The following is a 21202-nucleotide window of genomic DNA, read 5'->3' on the forward strand; positions in this document are numbered from 1 at the left end:
TGTTGTTTCGTGTAAAATGGCTAAAAATGAATAAGCATCCTTGCAGTGGATGCTTATCAAACTACGATTATTCTTGGTCACCATCTAATTCCTCAATTAATCCAATACTTAATAAATAATCAAAGGTAATATCTGCGATTACCAATGTTTCTTCTTCAGTTGGAATGTATCCAGAATCAATTAATCTTTCGTAAAAGAAGTTCGCAATTTCATCTGAATCAATTACTATGTTCTTCAATAAAAGATCTCCCTTCTATGCAACAAGTTAGTTAGTTTGTTCATTTATATGGGCGATCTTTCCTACTTATGATAGTGTATTACTGAACTTGCTTAAAATTATCTCATGTTTACATTACTTTTTTGCTGAGTTTTCTCTTCATCCGGTTGATGATGAGAGTTTGTCTCGCTTTGTGACTGCGATTTTCTCTACATTTTTCCTTTAAACAACGAACAAACTCTCGCTTGGACGCAACGTTTACCCTTATCGACCGTCGAATATTCTTTTGATTCTCAAAATTCATTTTTACTATGGTGTCGTTGCTTGCTGGACAAATCAATGAAAAAACACACTGGATATCCAGTGCGTTAATTTTTTTAATAAATATGTATTTGAGATAAGAATCACCTTATCTCATATATTCAGGTTTCATACAAAACCTTGTAAGCCGTGTTCTGTTCATGTTGTGCTGCAAACGAAAAAATTTCTCGCACTCCATGGAGAATCATCTATCTCATAACTGTTAAAGTTATGGTGTCCTTTCGTTCAATTCCGTCTGGACACTTCCCCTACCAAATTTGGGTTTCTCGCTCGTGGGGTTTACCTCGTTCCACCTCTAATGTTTCCATTAGAGCTCCGTCACTGTGGCACTTTCAAGGTAGTCATACCATATCCATGAAGGACTTAGGTATTTTCCCTGCCGTCAACCTAGATTTTACTAGGCTGCCCTAGCTTACGGTTTCGCTAGGCACGATCACTACAGGCATCTCAGCCTGTGCGAGCACGGACTTTCCTCACAGAAATAAATCTGCGCGATTCTCGCCGGTTTTGTATGAAATTCATATTTGATATCACTTACTTTATATACTTTAACAATTAATTTCACAGAAGTCAATAGGCGCATTGAAATTTATGACACTTTTTTAATTGAATTTAAAAAGAAACATATGCATACGCTACCTGCAAAAGCAATTTAGCAATAAGTTGTTCGACTTCACTAGTAAGTAGTAATTAAAGTGGAAAACCTAAAATGCATGCTGATACAGCAGTTTGTTTAAGCGTCCCTAACAGAACTTTTGTTAATGGATATTTCTTTTTCATTTTAAATTCAAGCAAAATATAGTTAGAACCTGGTTGTAGATTTTGCACTTCACCTATCATTTCTTTTTTTAATTTCCAATCACCCATATTTAGAATAATATTATCGTTAACAATTGCTCTTGCGTATTTAATGATACCATCAGGATCGTAAAGTTTTAGCTGTAACTCAAAATTAACCGAAGAATCGATCGAGGGAATTTCAATTTTTCTAGAAATCATTCCATCAAACGGCGGCTCGACACCATAATTATTACTTTGAATGGCTGATTTAAACCATACCCAATTGCCATGTTTTACTGGATTAACTTTAACGCTTACTTCTTTGGCATTATTCCATTTGGCTGAAGTGCCCTCAATAATAATAGGATTTCTGCGTGATGTTTCAGCAATAGAATTATAATTTGTTGTTAGCGATGAAAACAAACAAATACCCTCCTCTCTTGTCGTTTTATTAGTATACGAATAGAGAGGATTTGGGTTTGTGCAAATACCTATATAATTAATTATTCTTGATTAAATTCATTAATACCAGCCCAGTCAGAGAAATGTCCACTTCCGTTACATCCAGGACACTCGTAGCTATTCGTAAAAACAAATTCATTAAAGGCTGCAGAGTTTATACCCCTTCCATAGCAATCAGGGCAAATTCCTTTCGCCTCCATTTTAGCTATTTTCTTCTCGTAACGAGCTGAGTTCCATTCCATAAACGAATTGAGTAAACCCATCTTTTTCACCTCATCATACTTTTATTTATTTTATGTTGTGAAAAAAATGGCGTTCTTATCCATAAATAACAAATTTATTTTTTTATTTATTCCTCATAATACATCTTACGTGTTATTCCGCCATCTACGATTATATTTTCGGCTGTTACAAAGTCATTTTCTGGATCTGTCAAATAAAAACATGCCCTAGCAATATCCTTAGGTGTGCCGACACGTTGTGCTGGATGCTGCACATGATCAATTTCACGCAATTGTGAATAATCCCCAGTTTCAATCCATCCCGGGCTTATCGAATTAACTCGAATTTTATCTTTGCTAAGTGAAAGAGCAAGGGCATGTGTTAAGGCAATAATGCCACCTTTAGTTGCCGCATATGCCTCAGAATTCGGTTCAGACATAAATGCTCTTGTCGATGCAAGATTAACTACCGATCCTCCATTAGCATTTGTTTTCATATATTTGGCAGCTTCCCTTGTACAAAGAAACACACTGCGCAAATTAGTATTGATGATATCATCCCACTCATCAATCGTTAATTCATAAGGTGATTTCCAAATAGAAACGCCAGCATTATTAATAAGGATATTCAATTGACCATATATACCGACAGTTTGTTCGATCAAATAGGAAATATGATCAGGTTTTCGTACATCTGTTTCGATAAAAGTTGCATAACCACCATTGCCTTCAATCCTCTTTTTAATTTCATAACCGTTTTGTTTATGTATATCAGCGATAACAACCTTTGCCCCTTTATCAGCATATGACTCTGCTAGTCCTGCGCCAATTCCACTTCCAGAACCGGTAATCACTACAACTTGATTTTTAAAATTCATTATAAAACTCCTTTCAAGTGATAAAGCACTCCTATGCATGTCAATCCATATTTTAGTGTTAAGGGGTGGAAATCATGAAGGAGATGATTCTTTTATTTCAAGAACTTTTAGTCCTATATGGTATTGGTGTGATTGGGTTTGTATGTAAAAAAATAAATCTTTTTCAACCATCAGCAGACATTGTGTTTTCGAATCTTTTATTATATGTCACACTGCCTTGTTTAATATTATTTTCTATGGATATTCCCTTTACATCAACTATCCTATCGGAATTCTATTGGTTAATTCTATTATCATCAGGGGCGTTGTGCTTAGCCAGTATATTAGCTTACCTTTTAGCAACGAAATGTAGTCTTTCTTCCAATCGGAATGGTGTATTTCAATCCCTAATCATTTTTGGTAATCAAGGTTTTATTGGTTATGGTATTTGTTATATTTTATTTGGTGAAAAAGGCATATTATATGCAGCATTTTTTAATTTTCCTTATTTATTATTAATTTGGAGCTATGGAATTTATTTAATATCAAAATCAGCAGGTAGTATCAATTGGAAAGAACTATTCCTTAACCCAGGCATAATTTCAACCTGCGTTGGATCTCTTATCTTCATTGTTCCCGGTGGTTGGCCAATACCTTTACTTAACATGTTTAAAATGGTTGGAGAGATAACCATTCCCTTATCAATGCTTTTTATTGGTTGTTTATTAGCAAATCTGAAAATTAAAGAGATTGGTTCGCTATTGAAAAATAAATATTTATGGATTAGCTCCGTATGTAAGTGTCTGATTAATCCGTTATTGTTATTTCCATTATTATTCACGACTATTCCATCTGGACTTGTACTAGTCGCTATATTAATTACGGCTACACCGTCTGCACCGACCACGTCCATTTATGCTCAAAGATATGGTGGTGACCGTTATTTTGCATCAACAGGGGTGTTAATCTCAACATTATTAGCATCTATATGTATTCCCGTTTTATATGGACTTGGCATGCTTTTACTATAAAAATATGTCATGAACAAACGAAAGACTGTCTCTCTGATTCTAAGACAGTCTCTTTGTACATATAAAAGCTTAAAATGAAAAATTATCTGGATCTGGGCCAGTACGTTCGTTTTTATTTAATGAATCAATACGCTTCACATCTTCTTGAGATAACTTAAAGTCGAAAATGTTTGCATTTTCTTGTATTCTTTCTCTTTTTACTGATTTAGGTATAGTTACCACACCCTGCTCTAAATCCCAACGAAGTACAATTTGCGCTGGGGTTTTACTATATTTTTCCGCTAGTTCCACTATAATAGGGTGGTCAAGGATTTTGCCTCTCATTAAAGGTCCCCACGCTTCTGTTTGAATACTATTTTCTTTGCAGAATGATAGAACTTCTTTTTGCGTTAAGCGAGGATGATACTCAACTTGATTTACCATAGGTTTGATTTCACTATTGGTCATAAGATCTTTTAAATGATGGACCTGGAAATTGCTGACGCCTATTGCTTTGATAAATCCATCATTATAAAGCTTTTCAAGTGCACGCCAAGTATCTATATATTTGCCTTTTACCGGCCAATGAATTAAAAATAAATCAAGATAGTCTAAAGCTAATTTTTTTCGACTTTCTTCAAATGCTTCTAAAGTTGATTCATATCCCTGCGCATCATTCCACACTTTGGAAGTTATAAACAATTCTTCTCTTGGAATTCCAGAATTTTTTACAGCTTGACCTACACCTTCTTCATTTTTATATAAAGCAGCGGTATCAATACTTCTATAACCAAGCTCAATTGCAGTCATTACAGAGCTTTGAACTTCTGCACCATCTTCAACCTTATAAACTCCCAGTCCCAGCCAAGGCATTTTAACACCATTGTGCAATGTCGTTGTGTCAGATATGTGGTTGATATTCATCAAAATCCTCCTTATAATGGAAAAATGTTCATTCTTTACCATCATAGCATAGCTTATGAATCCTATAAAACTAATACGATCTAGCTGGTATACTATTTCCAAACTTTTATACTATTTTATTTTTATAATCATGTTAAAATGAAGGGAGAATAAAATAAGGAGCTTAAAATGAATATTATTATTTGTAAGCCAAATCAGCCACCTTATATAAAAACGATAAACGGTAAATACGATGAAATGGTTAACGTAGTTGGCAGCTCACTTAAACCACTATCAATGAACCATGATTCTATTATTATAATGTGTAACGAAAGTCTTTATGAAAGTGAAAAAGATCATTGGAAACATCGAATGAATATTCCAGGGATTTTCTTTTTTGTTGGCCGAGAAAAAAACCGGCTTAGAAGTCTGACTGTTGACGAGATCGAAGATATTTTTGATACGATTAGAAGAGAAGATTTAACTGTAGTTTGACGGGGAATAGGGCTGTGTATGCCATACACAGCTCTTTTATTTTGCCATTATATCTGCTGATTTGATAGTATAGAGATCAAATTACTAGATAAAAGGAGTACACTATGTCATTAAACGAAGTTAGTACAATCATTTTTGATTTAGATGGAACATTATATGAGGATACACACCATTTTGATTATTTTGCAAAAAAAATGGCGCAAAAGTTACCAATCGACTTACAAAACGACTTTATGACAGACTATTCTGCCTCTCTAAACGGACAGCATCCGTTACAAATTGGCCGAATTTATGATGTTCAGCGCGATTTAATTTTAGTTCATGAAAACCAAGAAATTACCGCCGCTTTTAAATGGGATGGAACCGTTGTCCCGGATGAAACCATTAAACAATATTATCCGCAAAAAGTACAACTTGATCTAACGAGTATGATTAGTGTCGGAGATTTATGGTGGGTACCTTCCTCCATTGCCTATCATTATAAATTAGATTCAAAACAAGGGCGTGAAGCGTTTTTAGAAACGAGAGAATATATGATGAGTGATGCGTTTCAAATGACGCCAATCCCTGGATTAAAAGAGCTGCTTGAAGATTTATATACAGATATTAACTTAGTACTATTCACGAACAGCCCTGAGACTGACAGCGAAGCGATCCTTGCGAAGCTTGGATTAAGTCAGTACTTCCATAAAAAAATATTTGAGGGAAAGAAGCCTGTTCATACAAAAAGCTGGTTTAACGAAATTAAAGAATGGTTTACCGCTGATTATCATGAAATGCTTAGTGTAGGTGATAACTGGATTAATGAGATCCAACCAGCTAATGAACTTGGATGTAAGACAATTAGTATTGATGCACATGAAATAGGTTCTCATCTTAAAGCCGATTATAAAGTGACAAAGATGAGTGAAGCCATAACAATTTTAAAAGAATTAATTAAAAAATAAGGGAGCATAATTATGCTCCCTTACTCGTTTTCATTTAATTCTGCAGCAGGAACTTCCATTACTTCATCTGGATTATCTCTTGTATGAACGCTAACAGATTGGTCTGTTTCATTTGCTTGTTTTAACCAAACTGATACTCCATTATATGTAACCGTTATTTCGTTTGGAGATGAGATGATTTGTTTCGCTCTTTTAATATCCATATGCATACTCCTTTTTAGTTTATAGGTCATTACTATGTTTTCTATAATGGAGTATTGCTATACTATATAATTTTAGTTTTCTTACATCTATTCTTCTGTCAGTTTGACAAGTAACGAATCTCCATTCGTGGCAACTCTAACAAAAGCGTAGTGTACCTTTTCTTGCAATTCAAGCCCTGTTCCCTCAGGTACAAAGTAATTTTCTATACCATATTCAATGTTCTCATAGCCCTTAAGAATACCAGTTATCCAAACATCCGCTTGATCTATTCGATCAGCTGGTATATCTGTACCCACGATATAGTCGCCACTATATTCATAAACCCCTTGAGCATTCCTAACTAATCCAACACGGATACGTTGTCTCCAAGGTAAATCCTCATCATTCAGATCAAGTGAAGAAATGGAATAGCGTAAGGTTAGATAATCCCCTTGTAACATTGATCTAGGATCTACAGGTGCTAGCTCTAATTTTATTAATTGACCATTTGCTAATAGCCTTTCACTTGTACCGATTTGAATTCCAACTACAATGACCTGAAAAACAATAACCATGATAATACTTACCTTCCGGGAGTATTTAAGCTTTTCAGCAAGTTGTTCATTGGAGTTATCAAGCCATCTTGCTATAAACAAGATAAGCATACCAGTTAACAGGAATGTAAACGACTTATGCAATAATCCCCAAACTAAGTCGTAATATTTATAAATAAGAAATGCAAACCAGAAGGCAAGCATTAATCTAAAAAAGATTGTTTCTGTATGGCGCATGAAATAGATAAGCAATAATGTAGTTAAAATGAAATATAAGCTATTAATCAAATAATACATTATCGCATGATTTTCGTTTAAGAATGTTAGTACAAAAAAGGCTAACATCCCGTAAAACACGCTGTTAACATTAAGCTTCTGTCTAAAATGCTGATTTCTTGCCAAAATGGATCCAAGATAAACAAGCCCGTTTAGAATAATCACTGTCCAGACCACAAGCTCTTTTGAATAATTAACCTCAGCAACAGTACTTACTATTACAACCATAATTCCCAAGTAGATAAAATAACGAATTATAGTATTATTAATCTTCCATAAAGCTAAGCTTAAAAACAAACAAAAAATCGTCGCCATCCAAACATTTGCTCCAATTGCAGCTGGAATCCCAACGAAATAGCCTGTTAATAAAAAGGTATACCTGATAATAGAATCCCATTGTACCCTTAGCAACGCAATTACGATTAAGAGGATCCCCATGACAACAAAAAACGGAAAAGAAAAATTATGTGTCATTAAAAACGTTACCCCATAAATGGAGCTACTTGCAATAATAGAAGCGATCGCAGTAGTCAGGCCGATGATGATCCTTCTAAAATCAAAATGATTTTCAGATACTTTATTACCTTTCCATTTTCTTAAACCCCAAATCACTATTGCAACAATCACAAATGGCAGTAACATAGTGAATAAAAAAATGTATTCGGATCCCATAAAAATCAAAAATTCGATAAATTTTATTGTAAAAAAAGCAACAGCAGCTAGGCTTAGTAATAGGGTATATCCTTTATGGACTGGATATTTTCCATAGTACATGTAAAACAAAAATAAAATCACAACATACAAAAAGCTACTAAAAATATTAAATGGGGCAAATAGTTCATCTATAGTCAATGCTAACATAATACCGTGCATTACAATGAAACTTAACAACTGAACAGGTTTTGAACTTAACAGCCGTCGTTCAATTGCAGCATAAAGCAAACCATTAATAAAAGCTAAGCAGAGAAAAATAACCTTTAATTGTAGCTCCGGAACAAATTGAAAGCTTGAGGATGGAAACAAGTAAAACCAGACAGATAAATGGAATAATATAAACGACAGTACATAAAAAGGTTGATATTTTGTAATAATGGCCAATATTACAGAAGGGATGGCCCAAATAATAAACATCATAAAACTATCGGCATGCGAATTATAAATTTGACCGATTAAAGCGATTCCGATTCCAAATGATAAACAGCCTAAGAAAAGAAATAGTGAACTTAAAAAGGGCTGCTTTTTAAATATTCTCGTAATTAAAAACGACATTCCATAAAAAAAGATCATGAGACTTATACTTAATGTTACTTTATACCCCTGCGCTAATCCAGGCCAGTTAGAAGCAAAAAAGTAAATAATTGCAGCAATAATTAAGGAAAGTCCAAGCACATACCCAAGCTGTACAGCTTTTATCTGCCAGCTTTTTTTCTCAAGTTCCATTTTGCCCACTTCCTTATATTAAATAATCGTTTTATTATAACATAAAAAAAAGAAACCTTTGATATTTATACAAAGGTTTCTAACCATTTATTCACTGTTTTGAGTAGTATTAAAAAAGAACTCTTCAGCAAATTCAGCATCTTTCTTAGGAGCCTGTTTGTCTTTTCCGTTGTCTTCTTGGCCCATTATTCCATCAGACTCGTAGCTAAGCTTTATGTTTTCATCTTTGTCATGTCCCATTAAAATGCCCCCTCTGCTCTAAAAATCACAAAAATTACTAGACGGTAGTATTATTTTTACCGTTACATGATTAAAAAATGTATTATTTTTTATGTATGACCCCTTTTTCTAGACGTAAAATATCATCTGGCCATGGAATTGCAACTGAAATTTCTTCGTTTGTAAAGGGATGGATTAGCGAGACATTTTCAGCATGCAGTGCTTGTCTAGAAATTCCCTCCTTTTGCCCTCCATATAAAGAGTCTCCTACGATCGGGAAACCTAAATGGCTAAGGTGTACACGGATTTGATGGGTTCTGCCTGTTTCTAATTTTAATCTCACTAAGGACATGGGAGGATTTGAATAGATTTGCACTCTTTCGAAATGAGTAATCGCCGTTTCTCCCGTTGGCGAAACTCTTCTTCTTGAAGGGTGGTGGCGGTCCCGGCCAATCTTTTCCTGAATACTTCCTTTTTTTTGATTCAATTTGCCATGTGTAAATGCAATATACGTTCGTTTAATCAGTCTTTTTTCGAGCATTTGATCGAGTATCGCACCTGCTAATGCATGTTTTGCAAAGACGACGCCACCTGTTGTATCACGGTCGAGGCGATGAATATGACGAACCTTAGTTTTTAGTCCGTTCATCTGGAAATGGAACGCAACTGCATTTGCTAATGTGCCGCCGTTATGATCATTAGGATGTGTATCCATCCCTGCTGGTTTGTCAACAATAAGCAAATGATCATCTTCGTACATTACAGATAGCGGCAAATATTCTGGTTCTACACCATATTCTTCGTCAATAAACAACCGTAGCTGTAATCGATCCCTTTTATGAAGAGGACTAGTCCATTGCGTATTAATCTTCCCGTTAACCTGAACTCTTTTTTCCATTCTCATTTGATGCAGTAACTTTTTTGGACCCCGCCATCTATCTTTTAAAATGGAATCTATACTTATACCATCCCATTCTGTCGGAATTTCAACCTCGAGCCATTCACCTTTTTTATCTACCTTCATGTTTTTATTTCTCCTATACACTTTTACTTAATAATACATTTATAAGTTGTTCAGGATCTTCTTCAGAAAAAATCACATCTCTCGTCTTTTTCAAAAGAAATTCTTGCTCTACCATATGATCTAATAAATCGATAAGGGGATCAAAATATTGGCCAACATTAAGAATGCCTACTGGCTTTGAATGTTCACCAATTGAATGTAATGTAAATATTTCAAAAAATTCTTCCATCGTTCCGATTCCTCCTGGCATAACAATAAAAGCATCGGATAGATCATACATTTGTGCTTTACGTTCTGGCATTGAGTTTACAATTCGTAAATCAGTAAGTTTGGAATGAGCAATTTCCCGTTTAGAAAGTATTGTAGGAAGTACGCCGATCGCCTCCCCATTCATTTCCACAACTTTATCAGCAACCGCACCCATTAGCCCTGTGGAGGATCCGCCATAAACAAGCGAAAGCTTATTTTCAACAAGCTTTTGTCCTAGTTGTACAGCCATTTCTTTGTACAGTGGATTTAGTCCGTCACGAGATCCGCAAAAAACTCCAACTCTTTTCATCTATATCCCCCTAGAATCTTTTGTATTAAGAACAAATTTGGTCAACTCAACTAGTTTACATTGACATGTACTAAAAGAATACCATTAGTGCTAGCAAAAACAAAAGCATGGAAATTTTAAATGGTACCCATTTACTATGTTTTAGGGGTTGGAATAGGGGGTATTTTATACTCTATTGCTTTGATTGATTAGCTTTGAAGTGGGGTTATTGTGATAGTTCCTTGTTTCATGGTTTGATGAAAAGGAAACGGGTGCGTTTTTTGCTGTTGGTCCCTCTTCATACGCTCTATGAAGAGCTTTCGCTTGCACTTTTTGCCGGTGTTTCCTCTTCATACGGCTTATGAAGAGCTTCTGCTTGCACTTTTTATTGGCGTTTCCTCTTCATCGTGCTTATGAAGAGCTTTTGCTTGCACTTTTTGCTGCAGGTTCCTCTTCATCGTGCTTATGAAGAGTTTTCGCTTGCACTTTTTATTGATGTTTCCTCTTCATACGGCTTATGAAGAGCTTTTGCTTGCACTTTTTATTGGCGTTTCCTCTTCATCGTGCTTATGAAGAGCTTTTGCTTGCACTTTTTGCTGCAGGTTCCTCTTCATCGGCTCTATGAAGAGTTTTCGCTTGCCCTTTTTGCTGTTGCTTCCTCTTCTTACGGCTTATGAAGAGCTTTTGCTTGGACTTTTTATTGATGTTTCCTCTTCATCGTGCTTATGAAGAGCTTTTGCTTGCACTTTTTATTGATGTTTCCTCTTCATCGTGCTTATGAAGAGCTTTTGCTTGCACTTTTTATTGATGTTTCCTCTTCATCGTGCTTATGAAGAGCTTTCGCTTGCACTTTTTGCTGGCGTTTCCTCTTCACCGACTTTTTACTGCTGCTATCTACTAAAACAAAAAAACACTACTCCATTAACAAGAGAGTGCTTTTGTTGATATTACGAGTACATACTTTCGTCTTCACTCCAACTTCTTTCACCAATTTCCGTACTTCTAATTAACTTTGCATCATTAAGGATATTTTCATGATAATTTTTCTGTTTATTTAAATCTGCTGTTGTCCAATGGTTTACATAATTTGCTAATCCACCTAAATCAGGAAACAGTGTAAAATGATTAATCCCACTTAGTTCTAGAAACATGATAATATCATTTTTTAGGTCTGGTGTTATTTGAATATGCTTTAATACTTTCTCATTGAATAATATTTGGTCATTTTCCTCTTCTAATCCTAGCTTAGTATTTCCTTGAAGTGTAAAAAAACCTTTTTGAAACATGCTACGGTATGTATTCATCGTTGGACTTAGCGCCATCGACATATGAAAATTCGGACGCTGCTCGATAAATGAACCATCTTTAGGCATACTTTTCAACTCATCAATATTATGGAATAACTTATTTAACTGAAATGGATCGATTAACCATACACTACACGGATATACCTCATCCCAATCTTTTGTAGCAAAATATAAAGCAACCGCAAACGATTCTGACCAATCTAATAATCTGGTCTTTACACCGTACTGCTGCATTAAATACAGCAAGTCCCATTGATTTTCAGTTTTATGTAGCTCATACCCATTTTCAAAAAATCTTTTATAGCTTATTTCTTCCCACTCTAGTATCTTGTCGACTGAAAGATTTTGTCTGAACAGTCCAGATAATAAGGGAAACCGATTTCCCTCACAACCATTGTTATTTTGCCCGCGATACCAAACTAGTCTACTTTTTTTTGTAAAAAATGTTACCTCATCCATAATGGTTAACCATTTTTTTGAAAAGAAATAGTTTGTAATATCAAGTGGATTATTCATAAATGATCACTCACAATCTCCCTCATGCTTACTACAAGTTATACCCACCCTCAAAAAAAAAAATACTTTTTAGCCCAATTCACTCTTTACAAACATACGTTCCTTTGTATAAAATAAAACATACGTTCTTAATATTGGAGGTATGTATAATGATCATCAAAGATCACCCTATTTTAGCCATGACTGTTCAGGAGATTGGTGAATTATCACTTGAAAAAATTGAAGAGTACCGTCATGAACTTAATTTCTGGATTAGTAATCATCGCAAAGATAAATCAAACGACATTGTTGACTATATATTTAGATATTTTATAGAACAGAAAAAACGCTAAAATCTTTCTTCTCGCTGCTATAATACATAAAAGCTCCCTTTTTACGGGAGCTTTTTTTCGCATCATTATTAATCTATCACTTGATAGCGATGAGATATCAAGTGATAGCACATTGATATCTCATAAACTATGACTTAAATGATTACTTAAGACAGTTATAAATCGTTTTTCATAAAAAATGTTTTCTTCCACATGATTTGAAATCGCAAGCCATTGTTCCTTTGGCATACCCAAATGATCTTCTAATTCAACCGTGTTCAAAGTTTTGTCAGTTTCATAGGTCGTGACTAAAAAATTTGCCATGTCAGACGGTGATTGAAACAAATCAAAATAAAAGTGTATGTGTTCATCTGGTTTAAATTGATATAGATCTTTTCCAATACGCTTTAATTGTTTGATACAATCATTGCGGCTTTGATCCCAAAGTTCATCAAGCTTCGTATAGACGCTTTTTAAAAAAGGGATATCTTGGCTATAATCACTAGATTCATACTGCTCTAATACTCTTCCCAAATTGTCGCTGTAATAGCGGTCAAACTCACTTTGATTTTTTACAAATCCGATCATAACTGTTGGAAGATAAATATATTTTAAAAACCCGATAAGTGCATGTGTATTCGGATAAACAACCCATGAGTTTTCATATTGAAAAGTATTTGCATTAAGCGCGTATACATATAAAATAACAGAATCTTGATTTAGCCCCGGTTCGTTACGAAATAATCCTTTCCAAAGCTCTGCATCTTCATGATATAATTTTTCCCAAAAATAAGGTGTGTCATATTTCTTCATCATTATTAAACTCCTATTCTCTATGTTCCAATTCTTCACTCTATATATAAATATTAATTAAGACCTGCTGCTATTTTGATTTTCGTTTGATGATTTCCATCAATTAGGCCGTCCTTGTGGCGAGTACTATTTTTAAAATGAATATCAAAATGACCCTCAAAATTGTTATTCGTAATATATTGCACATCATGCGGCATAAACGACATTGAAGCCGCGATTTTTCTTCCATCTATTTCAACAATGACTGGTCTAACATTCCAATTAAATCCGCCCCATATTTTTTTAGCAATTTCAGTATCCTTTGCTGTTAATGGTTCACAATCGGCATGGTTGGCACCTATTGTGCGTTTGACTTGGAATGAAATTCCTGTTTCGAAATCCGTAACTGTTCCTATCTTACCAATTGAAAACATATATTGTGCTTCAGTCCACCAATCTAAATACTCCCCATGTTTCTCACTTTTTCTTTCTTGCACAGGAATATTTCGAACAGGAATTAAGACTGTTTGGCCAATGCTTAGTGGACTAGTACTTGTTAAATTATTTAGCTCTAAAAGTTCATTCATAGGAACACCGTATTTAATTCCCAAATTCCAAATATTATCCCCAGATTGTACGGTGTGCTTTTTATAGGAAACTGTTGTTGAATCTGGTGCAGAAACATATGTTGCTGCTTGAGGGATGTTTCGAGTTATCGTTCCGTCTTCATAAATAAAAACTGAACGTGTTTTATGATCCCAGCTAACGTCCATTCCTAATGTTTCACTTAAGAACCGCAGCGGAACACGAGTAACCCCATCAATAATAAAAGATCGGTCCATTTTCACTTGATTACCGTTTACACGAGCAAGGGACGAGCCTACAATAAAACTGACATCTGTTCCATTTTTGGAGATTCCTACAGTACTTGAATCACCATTCCACCAAACATGTGCACCTAAACTTTCTGTTATTTCACGGACAGGTATATATGTCCGATCATTTTTGATCACAGACTTGTTTTTATATGGAAATAATTCATCATTTATATACACTTTTATGTTATCAGTATTTGCAGAAGTCAAAATAGGTACTTGTGCGAATAAGGATAGAGCTAATGTCGTTCCAATTAATAGTTTACTAACTTTTGATGATGTCCTCGAATTTTTGATTTTACGTAGTATCATTCTGCACACACACCTTTGCTGTTTTGTCATGTTTATGTTTATTGACTTTTATCTCTAGTATTTATGATACTTTGATGCATGCGCAGATGAAAGTAACAATATTTTCATAGAATGGTAGATTTAAATAAGCAGGTATTTATAGGATAATAAAAAATAAAAAAAATCAAGCAACTCGATAAATGAGAAACTTGATTTTAGATATCGTCACTACCTATTTGTTTCATATATTCCTTTAAAAAATCCCTCCATTTTTCTATATAGCTTTTGCGCTTTAAATATATCAATTTCTTTGAAACGAATTTTAGTACCTGGTTGAGCCTGAGCAAGCTTAGGTATGTCGACAGAGATAATTGTTGCAATCATTGAATAGCCGCCAGTTGTTTGATGATCTGCCATCAAAATAATTGGTTGGCCATTGTTCGGTACTTGGATCCCCCCAAAAGGAACAGGCTCTGAGATAATATCCGCTGTATTCACATGTTGGATCTTTGGCCCTTCAAGGCGATATCCCATGCGGTCTAATTTATTTGATAACGTATACGTGGATTTCAAAAATGTTGTAATCCCCTCGTCAGTAAACAAATGTTCATGCGGCCCTAGAATAATTCGACAACATATGTTTTTTTCATACTTCGGAATATGCTTTGGATTTAGAGAACGATTGAACAGTGATTGCTGTTGGGTTGTACCGCCATAGATAACATCTTCTTTTTGTAAAGCATTGCCTAAACCACCCGCTACATATGTAGACTTGCTTCCGATAATGATCGGACTATCGATTCCACCATCAATACTTAGATAACTTCGCATTCCATTTTCCAAACCTTCAAATGTTAAAATATCATCCTTTTGAACGCGAAGACTTCTCCACATTTCTACTTTTTTTCCATTTATCTTCGGCATTAAATTAGCCCCAGTAATAGCAATTAGTAGGTTATCCATTGCTTTTAACACTGGGCCGAGCATTGTAATTTCAAGACAGGAATCATTACGATTATTTCCAACTAAAAGATTAGCGATTTGATAGCTAAAAGGATCCATTGCACCAGACACAACAATGCCATATTGTTGAAATCCCCAGCGACCGTGATCTTGTATTGTAGTCATTAAGCCGGACTTTAAAACGGTAAAAATAGGACGCTTTTTCATATTCTATCACTAGGAGACTTCATAATAATTTGATTTTCCATTAATACCTTATTTAAAGTTTCAACAAATTCTAAAGCATTGGCATTATCACCATGCACACAAATAGTATCCGCGGCAATTGTTATGTCTTCACCTGTAATAGCTTGTACCTTACCATCTTTAATCATCCGAATGATTCGTTCAGTTACAAGTTGGGTATCATGCAATACTGAATTAGGTTCTGTTCTTGGGGTCAATGTACCGTCACCGAGATATGTGCGATCTGCAAATACTTCCTGGACAACAGTCAAACCATGATCTTTTCCGATTTTAGCTAATAAACTTCCAGATAGAGCATATAAAAGTAAGTTCGAGCTCACACTTTTGACGGCTTTTACAATAGCTGTTGCAATACCCGCACTTTTGTTCGCCATATTGTATAATGCACCATGTGGCTTAACATGTTGAACTTCTGAACTTTCAACCTTAGCTAAAGCAACCAAAGCACCGATTTGATAGGTAACTAAATTAAAAACATCATCCGCTGCAATATTCATATCTCTTCTTCCGAAACCAACCAAATCAGGTAAGCCTGGATGAGCACCAATCGCTACATTCGCTTGATTTGCAAGCTGAATAGTTTTCCTCATAACAGTTGGGTCACCTGCATGAAATCCGCAGGCAATGTTAGCCGATGTTATATAGCGAAGAACCATTTCATCATTACCAAGCGTATATGTACCAAAACTCTCTCCCAAATCACAATTTAAGTCAATTCTCATTTTTTTCATACTCCTTCTCCCAATAGCGCAATTGATAACAGTTTTTTTCTATTTCTCTCTCGATAGAATAATACTCATCTTCAGCAATTGGTTTGAATTTTAGATAGTCGCCAGCTGAAAAAATGACAGGTCTAGAATTTGTTGGACTAAATAATTTAAGCGGTGTTCTACCGATAATGCGCCATCCGCCTGGTATTTCTAACGGATAGATACCAGTTTGTTTCCCTGCAATCCCCACTGAACCAGCTTTTACTTTTGCCCGTGGATTTTCAAGTCTTGGCGCTGCAATTTTGGTAGACATTCCTCCTAGATAAGGAAAGCCTGGCACAAATCCAATCATATATATTAAATATTCTGTTTTGCTGTGGATATCGATAACTTCTTGCTCAGTAAGATTATTGAGATCCGCCACAAAAGGCAAATCCATTCCAAACTCGCCACCATAAAGTACTGGTATCTCATAAACGTTGGCTTGAATTGAAAAGTTATCATCAAGAATTGTATTGATCCTTTCTAGTTTACTTTTTAATTCTTCATATAGAATTGTACTTGGATTATAATAAATAACAATTGTCGTATAAGCAGGGACAAATTCAATAATTCCTTTTATGGATTCAGCCCTCAATTTCTCAGTATACCTTCGAATCCATTTATTTGTTTCACTATCAATCATATTGGAAAATTCGATTCGAATTGCACAATCACCTAGAGGCCGTAATTGAATATTCATAACATATCACCACTTATTATTTATAGTTGCAGAAAATTGATCATTTAAAGAGTATACACTTGATCTGCGGTAATACTATTCATAAAAACTGCCGTTTGCAAAATCATCATACATTTCTTCCCCAACATAGACATATATCTGTTATACTTAACTTTAGTTCAATTTACGGAGGATGTTCCTCCGAGTCCTGAATAAGAAAGGAATTTGTACGATGTCTACAACTCACACTTTTTCAAAACATGAAGAAATAGTAAATTCAATTACTCACGGTATTGGTGCATTACTTAGTATAGCCGCATTAGTACTGCTTATCGTTTTTTCTTATTCACAAGGTACATTACTACATGTTATCAGCTTTTCAATATTTGGAAGCACGATGCTGTTGCTTTATGTATCTTCAACTTTAGTCCATAGTTTCCCACCTGGAAAAGCTAAGGATATATTCGAAATAATGGACCATGCATCCATTTATCTTTTTATTGCAGGTACTTACACTCCATTTTTATTTATTGTCATCAAAGGCTGGCTTGGATGGACATTATTTGGAGTTATTTGGGGTATGGCTATTCTTGGTGTTGTTTTTAAAATATTTTTTGTAAAACGATTCCTTTACTTATCGACCGTTATTTACTTGCTAATGGGTTGGCTAATTGTCTTCGCATGGAAACCACTTGTTTCTATTTTACCAACTGGTGGGGTTATTTGGTTAGTTTTAGGTGGAATTCTTTACTCAATCGGTACAATTTTTTATATGTGGCGCGGCTTTAAATTTCATCATGCAGTATGGCATTTATTTGTGTTAGCTGGCTCCATTGCTCATTTCTTTGCAATTTTACTTTATGTATTGCCAATTCAAGGCTAAAAACCACAACTCCCCAGCAAAGCTGTGGTTTATTTTTTTGGAATACGATCACATCAATGAGTAGCATTTGTGTTTTTGATAATAATACATAATAGAATCACCATTTGCACCTGACTCGTTTTAATTGTAAAAGAGGTGACGCTGTGAGAGTAACAAGTGACGAAAATAAAAAACTAAGTGATGCCATTGATCAGATGCAAGAGGGACTAGATACATTTATTGAGTTATATAATCAATCCGAGGAAGATAAACCTTTTCTTGGCTTAGATGACGAAGTTATGGATATGATCCAAACCGCCACTAAAGTATTAGGAGCAGACGTTGTTAATCAAAAAGTAAACACGATCATTAAAGAAGTTCTTTCTTTATTACCACTTGATGATTATCGAAACGAACATACAGATGACGAAGATACAGAATAAATTTCTACAATACACTCAACAGATGACAGTAAAGAGGTGATATGTGATGCAAATAAAATCAATGATAGAAAATGTAGTAAAAAAAATTACTGATACCGCCCAAAACATTATAACAAATAACGAAGCCCATCTAGAAAAGCACTCAATAAATGAATTAGTTTCATTTATTAAAGAGGATGAAAGCACAACTAAAACAAGTCAAACTTTATTAGGTCTCCATTTCCATCAATATGTTCTTTGCAACGAAGAATTTGAGTTCCATCTTGAAACAAAAGGAAAAACCGCGGAAAAAATATTATATCTAAACATTTTTCATAAAGGAAAATCTATTCTCAAATATAGAAGCTATGATTCTAAATTCTCGTTAGACAAAAATATTAAAATTCCCCTACAGTTAACGCACTAACTTATGATGTTTCGTTTCTTGGGGTTGTAGGATCACATTTAGGTTGTTCAAGTTCTGAAACTTGTGCAACCTTTGTTAAATGATAACATTCCTCGCGATACATATGATCTGCCATTAACGGAGTGAATGATGAAAGGATTTCATGATTCATTTCCATTTCCTCAAGCTCAGCTAAAAATTGTTGAAAAATCTTAATTGCTACTTCTGTATCATTATTTAATCGCTTTAATGCCGGGAATTGATCAATGTTTGCCCTTAAATAGCCTGTCATTTCAACTGCCTTCAGGTAAAAAGCTTCAAATTTAATCGTAAAGTCATGGCTCTTTTCTTTTATAGCTTTTTCAGTTTGATCCATTTGATCATTAATTGCCCCTGCGTGGCCGGCAGCATCTATGAGCCATAATAAATGATGATGTAGTACATGTACTTTAGGTGGTTGCTTTTTATCCATTAAGAAATGAAGGATCCGCATATATTCTTCAAGCTCATTCACCATATGATTCACAAATGTGACAGTTAAATGAATCGATACCTTTCCAACTAACATTTCACGAATTAATTGTAATTTAAAGTTTCGTAATGCATTGCCTTGTTTAATTGCGACCTTCGACAATTGAACCACTTCTTCTTGAGAATGAATGGTTCGAGCAGTTTGTAGTAAGTCATCAAAAACAGTTTGGTGCTGTTTAGCTATCTCGATATACTCTATTTCTTTTGGTGCTAGCGCCGAATGAATAAAACGAGCATGATCTCCAAGTATTTGCAGCCAAAACCGATGCTCAAATAGCGCTTCATTTACATATGCCATCCTCCTTCTCCCCTTTCGTTTAATACGTTATAAACAAATGTATGTAATGAAAAGGACGTCCTATTCAAGTTAGCTTACTAAAAAATACATGTTCAGCCGTAATCTCCTCATTTATTGTGATGAGTCCAAAGGAATATTCCGGTTGTTTCCGTTTATCTGTTGGGGAGCCAGGATTAAATAACAATAGATCACCCATTTTTTTCATAAGGGGAATATGCGAATGACCAAAAATAATTATGTCCACATCGTCTTCTTGAAATGCCTCTAAAGCTCGTTTTTCTGTCGTTTTACCTTTACCGTGACCGTGTACAATCCCAATTTTATAATCCATTAAATGTAGAATTTTCTTAGCTGGAAATTTACTTTTAATATCGTCACCATCTACATTTCCGTAAACACCTTCTACAGGTGCGTATTTAACTAACTCATCATAGACATCCAATTTGAGCCAATCTCCCACATGAATAATTAAATCAACCATTTGTAGATATTCAATCAATTTCTGCGGAAAATGCTTGGCTCTTTTTGGAATATGCGTATCACCCATTACACAAATTTTCATTGTTTTACCCCTTGTTTACATAATATTATTATAGTTAACCCTTAACTTCAAACCTACTATTATTTTTTCGAAAACGGGCAACACTATGCTATATAAAAACAAAGCTTTATAAATAGTTACAATATTTCTTTATAAAAATTTTATAGAAATATGAGAGGGATTATCATGTGGTTAGCAATTTTTTGGGGAGGTGTTGCAGGTTCTGCAGTATTGGTCGGTGCACTTTTTGGGATATATTTTAAACTTCCAAGCAAATTAATTGCACTTATTATGGCATACGGCACCGGAATATTAATAGGTGCTGCTTCATTTGAATTATTATTGGATGCAATCGAGAACGGAGGTCGTACTGCAACAGTAGTTGGCTTTATCAGCGGTGCTACTTTGTTTACAGCTTTCGAATTCATCATTGCTAAAAAAGGTGGTCATCATCGGAAACGGTCATCAAGTAACCCTGTTGGACATTCAGGTCTCGCTATTTTTGTCGGTACAATTTTAGATGCGATCCCCGAATCTGTTATTCTAGGTGTCAGCTTACTAAAAGATGGCTCTGTTAGCTGGGCTCTGTTAGCAGCTATATTTTTGAGCAATTTTCCAGAAGGCTTATCCTCTACCCATGGCCTAAAAAAGGATGGATATTCCAATAAGAAAATAGTCTTTTTATGGGCATTTGTCTTTTTGTTAGCTGCTTTTGGTTCCTTTTCTGGATTTTACTTTTTAAAGGATACATCTGAAGTTTATATTGCCTCAATCGGTGCATTTGCCGCAGGAGGTATTATTGCCATGGTATCATCGACAATGATGCCTGAAGCATTCGAGGAAGGCGGACCTATTGTCGGAATGATTGCAGCTCTTGGACTACTAACATCCTTAATGTTATCTTAAGCTTGTCCGCTGCCTTACCCTAACCAACATTTATTAGTTTAAGCGAGGTATATACAA

26 protein-coding genes and 1 other RNA gene are annotated in these 21202 nt (G+C 34.9%); 8 read left to right on the top strand and 19 right to left on the bottom strand.

Features of this window, described 5'->3' with window-relative positions; all coding sequences use genetic code 11:
• Window positions 1-67: 67 nt before the first annotated feature.
• From C1724_RS25065 to C1724_RS25085, 5 genes are all read right to left on the bottom strand, one after another.
• Window positions 68-238, bottom strand: a complete 171-nt coding sequence (locus C1724_RS25065; protein WP_102349765.1) for a YozD family protein — start codon at window positions 236-238, stop codon at window positions 68-70.
• 418 nt (window positions 239-656) lie between these two features.
• Window positions 657-1046: RNase P RNA component class B (gene rnpB, locus C1724_RS25070), an RNA gene on the bottom strand.
• 182 nt (window positions 1047-1228) lie between these two features.
• The gene (locus C1724_RS25075) at window positions 1229-1741 is read right to left on the bottom strand and encodes a hypothetical protein (protein ID WP_102349767.1); all 513 of its coding nucleotides are present in this window, start codon (window positions 1739-1741) and stop codon (window positions 1229-1231) included.
• Window positions 1742-1821: 80 nt separating this feature from the next.
• Window positions 1822-2043 carry a methionine aminopeptidase gene (locus tag C1724_RS25080; protein ID WP_102349769.1) on the bottom strand — a complete coding sequence of 74 codons (222 nt, stop codon included), beginning with the start codon at window positions 2041-2043 and terminating at the stop codon, window positions 1822-1824.
• Between the two features lie 86 nt (window positions 2044-2129).
• Window positions 2130-2879, bottom strand: coding sequence for a glucose 1-dehydrogenase (locus C1724_RS25085; RefSeq protein ID WP_102349771.1), 750 nt, complete (start codon window positions 2877-2879; stop codon window positions 2130-2132).
• 74 nt (window positions 2880-2953) lie between these two features.
• On the opposite strand from C1724_RS25085, the gene C1724_RS25090 reads away from it, so the two are divergent.
• Window positions 2954-3889: an AEC family transporter gene (locus C1724_RS25090; protein WP_102349773.1), complete on the top strand. Its 936-nt coding sequence runs from the start codon at window positions 2954-2956 to the stop codon at window positions 3887-3889.
• A gap of 69 nt (window positions 3890-3958) precedes the next feature.
• On the opposite strand, the gene C1724_RS25095 is transcribed toward C1724_RS25090, so the two are convergent.
• A complete protein-coding gene (locus tag C1724_RS25095; RefSeq protein ID WP_102349775.1) occupies window positions 3959-4792 on the bottom strand; it encodes an aldo/keto reductase in 834 nt (277 codons plus the stop codon).
• A 168-nt stretch (window positions 4793-4960) separates the two neighbouring features.
• Here C1724_RS25095 and C1724_RS25100 point away from each other — a divergent pair, with 168 nt between their 5' ends.
• Together C1724_RS25100 and C1724_RS25105 are read left to right on the top strand one after the other, a co-directional pair.
• A complete protein-coding gene (locus C1724_RS25100) occupies window positions 4961-5266 on the top strand; it encodes a DUF3846 domain-containing protein (RefSeq protein ID WP_102349777.1) in 306 nt (101 codons plus the stop codon).
• A gap of 104 nt (window positions 5267-5370) precedes the next feature.
• Entirely contained in the window at window positions 5371-6213 is an 843-nt protein-coding gene (locus C1724_RS25105; protein WP_102349779.1) for an HAD family hydrolase, read from the top strand.
• A 20-nt stretch (window positions 6214-6233) separates the two neighbouring features.
• Here the strand turns inward: C1724_RS25105 and C1724_RS25110 are convergent, their stop codons facing one another.
• The 6 genes from C1724_RS25110 to C1724_RS25130 all read right to left on the bottom strand — a co-directional run bounded on the left by C1724_RS25110 (window position 6234) and on the right by C1724_RS25130 (window position 12270).
• The gene (locus tag C1724_RS25110; protein ID WP_102349781.1) at window positions 6234-6416 is read right to left on the bottom strand and encodes an H-type small acid-soluble spore protein; all 183 of its coding nucleotides are present in this window, start codon (window positions 6414-6416) and stop codon (window positions 6234-6236) included.
• An 87-nt stretch (window positions 6417-6503) separates the two neighbouring features.
• A complete protein-coding gene (locus C1724_RS25115; protein ID WP_102349783.1) occupies window positions 6504-8666 on the bottom strand; it encodes a GDYXXLXY domain-containing protein in 2163 nt (720 codons plus the stop codon).
• Between the two features lie 87 nt (window positions 8667-8753).
• Window positions 8754-8906, bottom strand: coding sequence for a hypothetical protein (locus C1724_RS25885; RefSeq protein ID WP_180994444.1), 153 nt, complete (start codon window positions 8904-8906; stop codon window positions 8754-8756).
• 82 nt (window positions 8907-8988) lie between these two features.
• Window positions 8989-9909, bottom strand: a complete 921-nt coding sequence (locus tag C1724_RS25120) for an RluA family pseudouridine synthase (RefSeq protein ID WP_102349785.1) — start codon at window positions 9907-9909, stop codon at window positions 8989-8991.
• Window positions 9910-9922: 13 nt separating this feature from the next.
• Complete coding sequence (locus tag C1724_RS25125) at window positions 9923-10468, bottom strand: TIGR00730 family Rossman fold protein (RefSeq protein WP_102349787.1); 546 nt, start codon at window positions 10466-10468, stop codon at window positions 9923-9925.
• A 926-nt stretch (window positions 10469-11394) separates the two neighbouring features.
• Window positions 11395-12270, bottom strand: a complete 876-nt coding sequence (locus C1724_RS25130; protein WP_102349789.1) for an FRG domain-containing protein — start codon at window positions 12268-12270, stop codon at window positions 11395-11397.
• 149 nt (window positions 12271-12419) lie between these two features.
• Here C1724_RS25130 and C1724_RS25135 point away from each other — a divergent pair, with 149 nt between their 5' ends.
• Complete coding sequence (locus C1724_RS25135) at window positions 12420-12602, top strand: hypothetical protein (protein WP_102349791.1); 183 nt, start codon at window positions 12420-12422, stop codon at window positions 12600-12602.
• A 120-nt stretch (window positions 12603-12722) separates the two neighbouring features.
• Here C1724_RS25135 and C1724_RS25140 read toward each other — a convergent pair whose 3' ends face one another.
• The 5 genes from C1724_RS25140 to pxpB all read right to left on the bottom strand — a co-directional run bounded on the left by C1724_RS25140 (window position 12723) and on the right by pxpB (window position 17200).
• Window positions 12723-13397, bottom strand: a complete 675-nt coding sequence (locus C1724_RS25140) for a hypothetical protein (protein ID WP_102349793.1) — start codon at window positions 13395-13397, stop codon at window positions 12723-12725.
• A 50-nt stretch (window positions 13398-13447) separates the two neighbouring features.
• A complete protein-coding gene (locus tag C1724_RS25145) occupies window positions 13448-14560 on the bottom strand; it encodes a stalk domain-containing protein (RefSeq protein WP_180994445.1) in 1113 nt (370 codons plus the stop codon).
• Between the two features lie 207 nt (window positions 14561-14767).
• Window positions 14768-15709 (bottom strand): biotin-dependent carboxyltransferase family protein, encoded by a 942-nt coding sequence (locus tag C1724_RS25150; protein ID WP_102349797.1) that lies wholly within the window; start codon window positions 15707-15709, stop codon window positions 14768-14770.
• On the bottom strand, window positions 15706-16479 hold the full coding sequence (locus tag C1724_RS25155) for a LamB/YcsF family protein (protein WP_374703489.1): 774 nt from the start codon (window positions 16477-16479) through the stop codon (window positions 15706-15708). Before C1724_RS25155 ends, C1724_RS25150 begins: the two co-directional genes overlap by 4 nt.
• Complete coding sequence (gene pxpB / locus C1724_RS25160; protein ID WP_102349799.1) at window positions 16460-17200, bottom strand: 5-oxoprolinase subunit PxpB; 741 nt, start codon at window positions 17198-17200, stop codon at window positions 16460-16462. The genes C1724_RS25155 and pxpB overlap by 20 nt, the downstream gene beginning before the upstream one ends.
• A gap of 211 nt (window positions 17201-17411) precedes the next feature.
• Between pxpB and trhA the strand changes: the two genes are divergently transcribed.
• The 3 genes from trhA (at window position 17412) to C1724_RS25175 (ending at window position 18890) form a co-directional block, all read left to right on the top strand.
• Window positions 17412-18062 (top strand): PAQR family membrane homeostasis protein TrhA, encoded by a 651-nt coding sequence (trhA, locus tag C1724_RS25165; RefSeq protein ID WP_102349801.1) that lies wholly within the window; start codon window positions 17412-17414, stop codon window positions 18060-18062.
• Between the two features lie 143 nt (window positions 18063-18205).
• Window positions 18206-18484, top strand: coding sequence for an atypical membrane-integrating protein (Mistic protein) (locus C1724_RS25170; protein ID WP_102349803.1), 279 nt, complete (start codon window positions 18206-18208; stop codon window positions 18482-18484).
• Between the two features lie 46 nt (window positions 18485-18530).
• Window positions 18531-18890 (top strand): hypothetical protein, encoded by a 360-nt coding sequence (locus C1724_RS25175; RefSeq protein WP_102349805.1) that lies wholly within the window; start codon window positions 18531-18533, stop codon window positions 18888-18890.
• A gap of 1 nt (window position 18891) precedes the next feature.
• Here C1724_RS25175 and C1724_RS25180 read toward each other — a convergent pair whose 3' ends face one another.
• Window positions 18892-19698: a DUF2935 domain-containing protein gene (locus C1724_RS25180; protein WP_102349806.1), complete on the bottom strand. Its 807-nt coding sequence runs from the start codon at window positions 19696-19698 to the stop codon at window positions 18892-18894.
• Window positions 19699-19762: 64 nt separating this feature from the next.
• A complete protein-coding gene (locus tag C1724_RS25185) occupies window positions 19763-20260 on the bottom strand; it encodes a metallophosphoesterase family protein (RefSeq protein ID WP_102349808.1) in 498 nt (165 codons plus the stop codon).
• A gap of 165 nt (window positions 20261-20425) precedes the next feature.
• Between C1724_RS25185 and C1724_RS25190 the strand changes: the two genes are divergently transcribed.
• Window positions 20426-21145 (top strand): ZIP family metal transporter, encoded by a 720-nt coding sequence (locus C1724_RS25190; protein WP_102349810.1) that lies wholly within the window; start codon window positions 20426-20428, stop codon window positions 21143-21145.
• Window positions 21146-21202 lie beyond the last annotated feature (57 nt).

This window comes from Bacillus sp. Marseille-P3661 (assembly GCF_900240995.1).
GTDB lineage: Bacteria > Bacillota > Bacilli > Bacillales > Bacillaceae_J > OESV01.

What these genes read in the sequence shown, in the direction of transcription:
- C1724_RS25080 (WP_102349769.1), bottom strand. Translation starts at nt 2,043, where the DNA reads ATGGGTTTACTCAATTCGTTTATGGAATGGAACTCAGCTCGTTACGAG.
- C1724_RS25115 (WP_102349783.1), bottom strand. Translation starts at nt 8,666, where the DNA reads ATGGAACTTGAGAAAAAAAGCTGGCAGATAAAAGCTGTACAGCTTGGG.
- C1724_RS25105 (WP_102349779.1), top strand. Translation starts at nt 5,371, where the DNA reads ATGTCATTAAACGAAGTTAGTACAATCATTTTTGATTTAGATGGAACA.
- C1724_RS25085 (WP_102349771.1), bottom strand. Translation starts at nt 2,879, where the DNA reads ATGAATTTTAAAAATCAAGTTGTAGTGATTACCGGTTCTGGAAGTGGA.
- C1724_RS25120 (WP_102349785.1), bottom strand. Translation starts at nt 9,909, where the DNA reads ATGAAGGTAGATAAAAAAGGTGAATGGCTCGAGGTTGAAATTCCGACA.
- C1724_RS25110 (WP_102349781.1), bottom strand. Translation starts at nt 6,416, where the DNA reads ATGGATATTAAAAGAGCGAAACAAATCATCTCATCTCCAAACGAAATA.
- C1724_RS25150 (WP_102349797.1), bottom strand. Translation starts at nt 15,709, where the DNA reads ATGAAAAAGCGTCCTATTTTTACCGTTTTAAAGTCCGGCTTAATGACT.
- C1724_RS25885 (WP_180994444.1), bottom strand. Translation starts at nt 8,906, where the DNA reads ATGGGACATGACAAAGATGAAAACATAAAGCTTAGCTACGAGTCTGAT.
- C1724_RS25130 (WP_102349789.1), bottom strand. Translation starts at nt 12,270, where the DNA reads ATGAATAATCCACTTGATATTACAAACTATTTCTTTTCAAAAAAATGG.
- pxpB (WP_102349799.1), bottom strand. Translation starts at nt 17,200, where the DNA reads ATGAATATTCAATTACGGCCTCTAGGTGATTGTGCAATTCGAATCGAA.
- C1724_RS25185 (WP_102349808.1), bottom strand. Translation starts at nt 20,260, where the DNA reads ATGAAAATTTGTGTAATGGGTGATACGCATATTCCAAAAAGAGCCAAG.
- C1724_RS25135 (WP_102349791.1), top strand. Translation starts at nt 12,420, where the DNA reads ATGATCATCAAAGATCACCCTATTTTAGCCATGACTGTTCAGGAGATT.
- C1724_RS25175 (WP_102349805.1), top strand. Translation starts at nt 18,531, where the DNA reads ATGCAAATAAAATCAATGATAGAAAATGTAGTAAAAAAAATTACTGAT.
- C1724_RS25125 (WP_102349787.1), bottom strand. Translation starts at nt 10,468, where the DNA reads ATGAAAAGAGTTGGAGTTTTTTGCGGATCTCGTGACGGACTAAATCCA.
- C1724_RS25190 (WP_102349810.1), top strand. Translation starts at nt 20,426, where the DNA reads ATGTGGTTAGCAATTTTTTGGGGAGGTGTTGCAGGTTCTGCAGTATTG.
- trhA (WP_102349801.1), top strand. Translation starts at nt 17,412, where the DNA reads ATGTCTACAACTCACACTTTTTCAAAACATGAAGAAATAGTAAATTCA.
- C1724_RS25095 (WP_102349775.1), bottom strand. Translation starts at nt 4,792, where the DNA reads ATGAATATCAACCACATATCTGACACAACGACATTGCACAATGGTGTT.
- C1724_RS25140 (WP_102349793.1), bottom strand. Translation starts at nt 13,397, where the DNA reads ATGATGAAGAAATATGACACACCTTATTTTTGGGAAAAATTATATCAT.
- C1724_RS25145 (WP_180994445.1), bottom strand. Translation starts at nt 14,560, where the DNA reads ATGATACTACGTAAAATCAAAAATTCGAGGACATCATCAAAAGTTAGT.
- C1724_RS25100 (WP_102349777.1), top strand. Translation starts at nt 4,961, where the DNA reads ATGAATATTATTATTTGTAAGCCAAATCAGCCACCTTATATAAAAACG.
- C1724_RS25155 (WP_374703489.1), bottom strand. Translation starts at nt 16,479, where the DNA reads ATGAAAAAAATGAGAATTGACTTAAATTGTGATTTGGGAGAGAGTTTT.
- C1724_RS25090 (WP_102349773.1), top strand. Translation starts at nt 2,954, where the DNA reads ATGAAGGAGATGATTCTTTTATTTCAAGAACTTTTAGTCCTATATGGT.
- C1724_RS25180 (WP_102349806.1), bottom strand. Translation starts at nt 19,698, where the DNA reads ATGGCATATGTAAATGAAGCGCTATTTGAGCATCGGTTTTGGCTGCAA.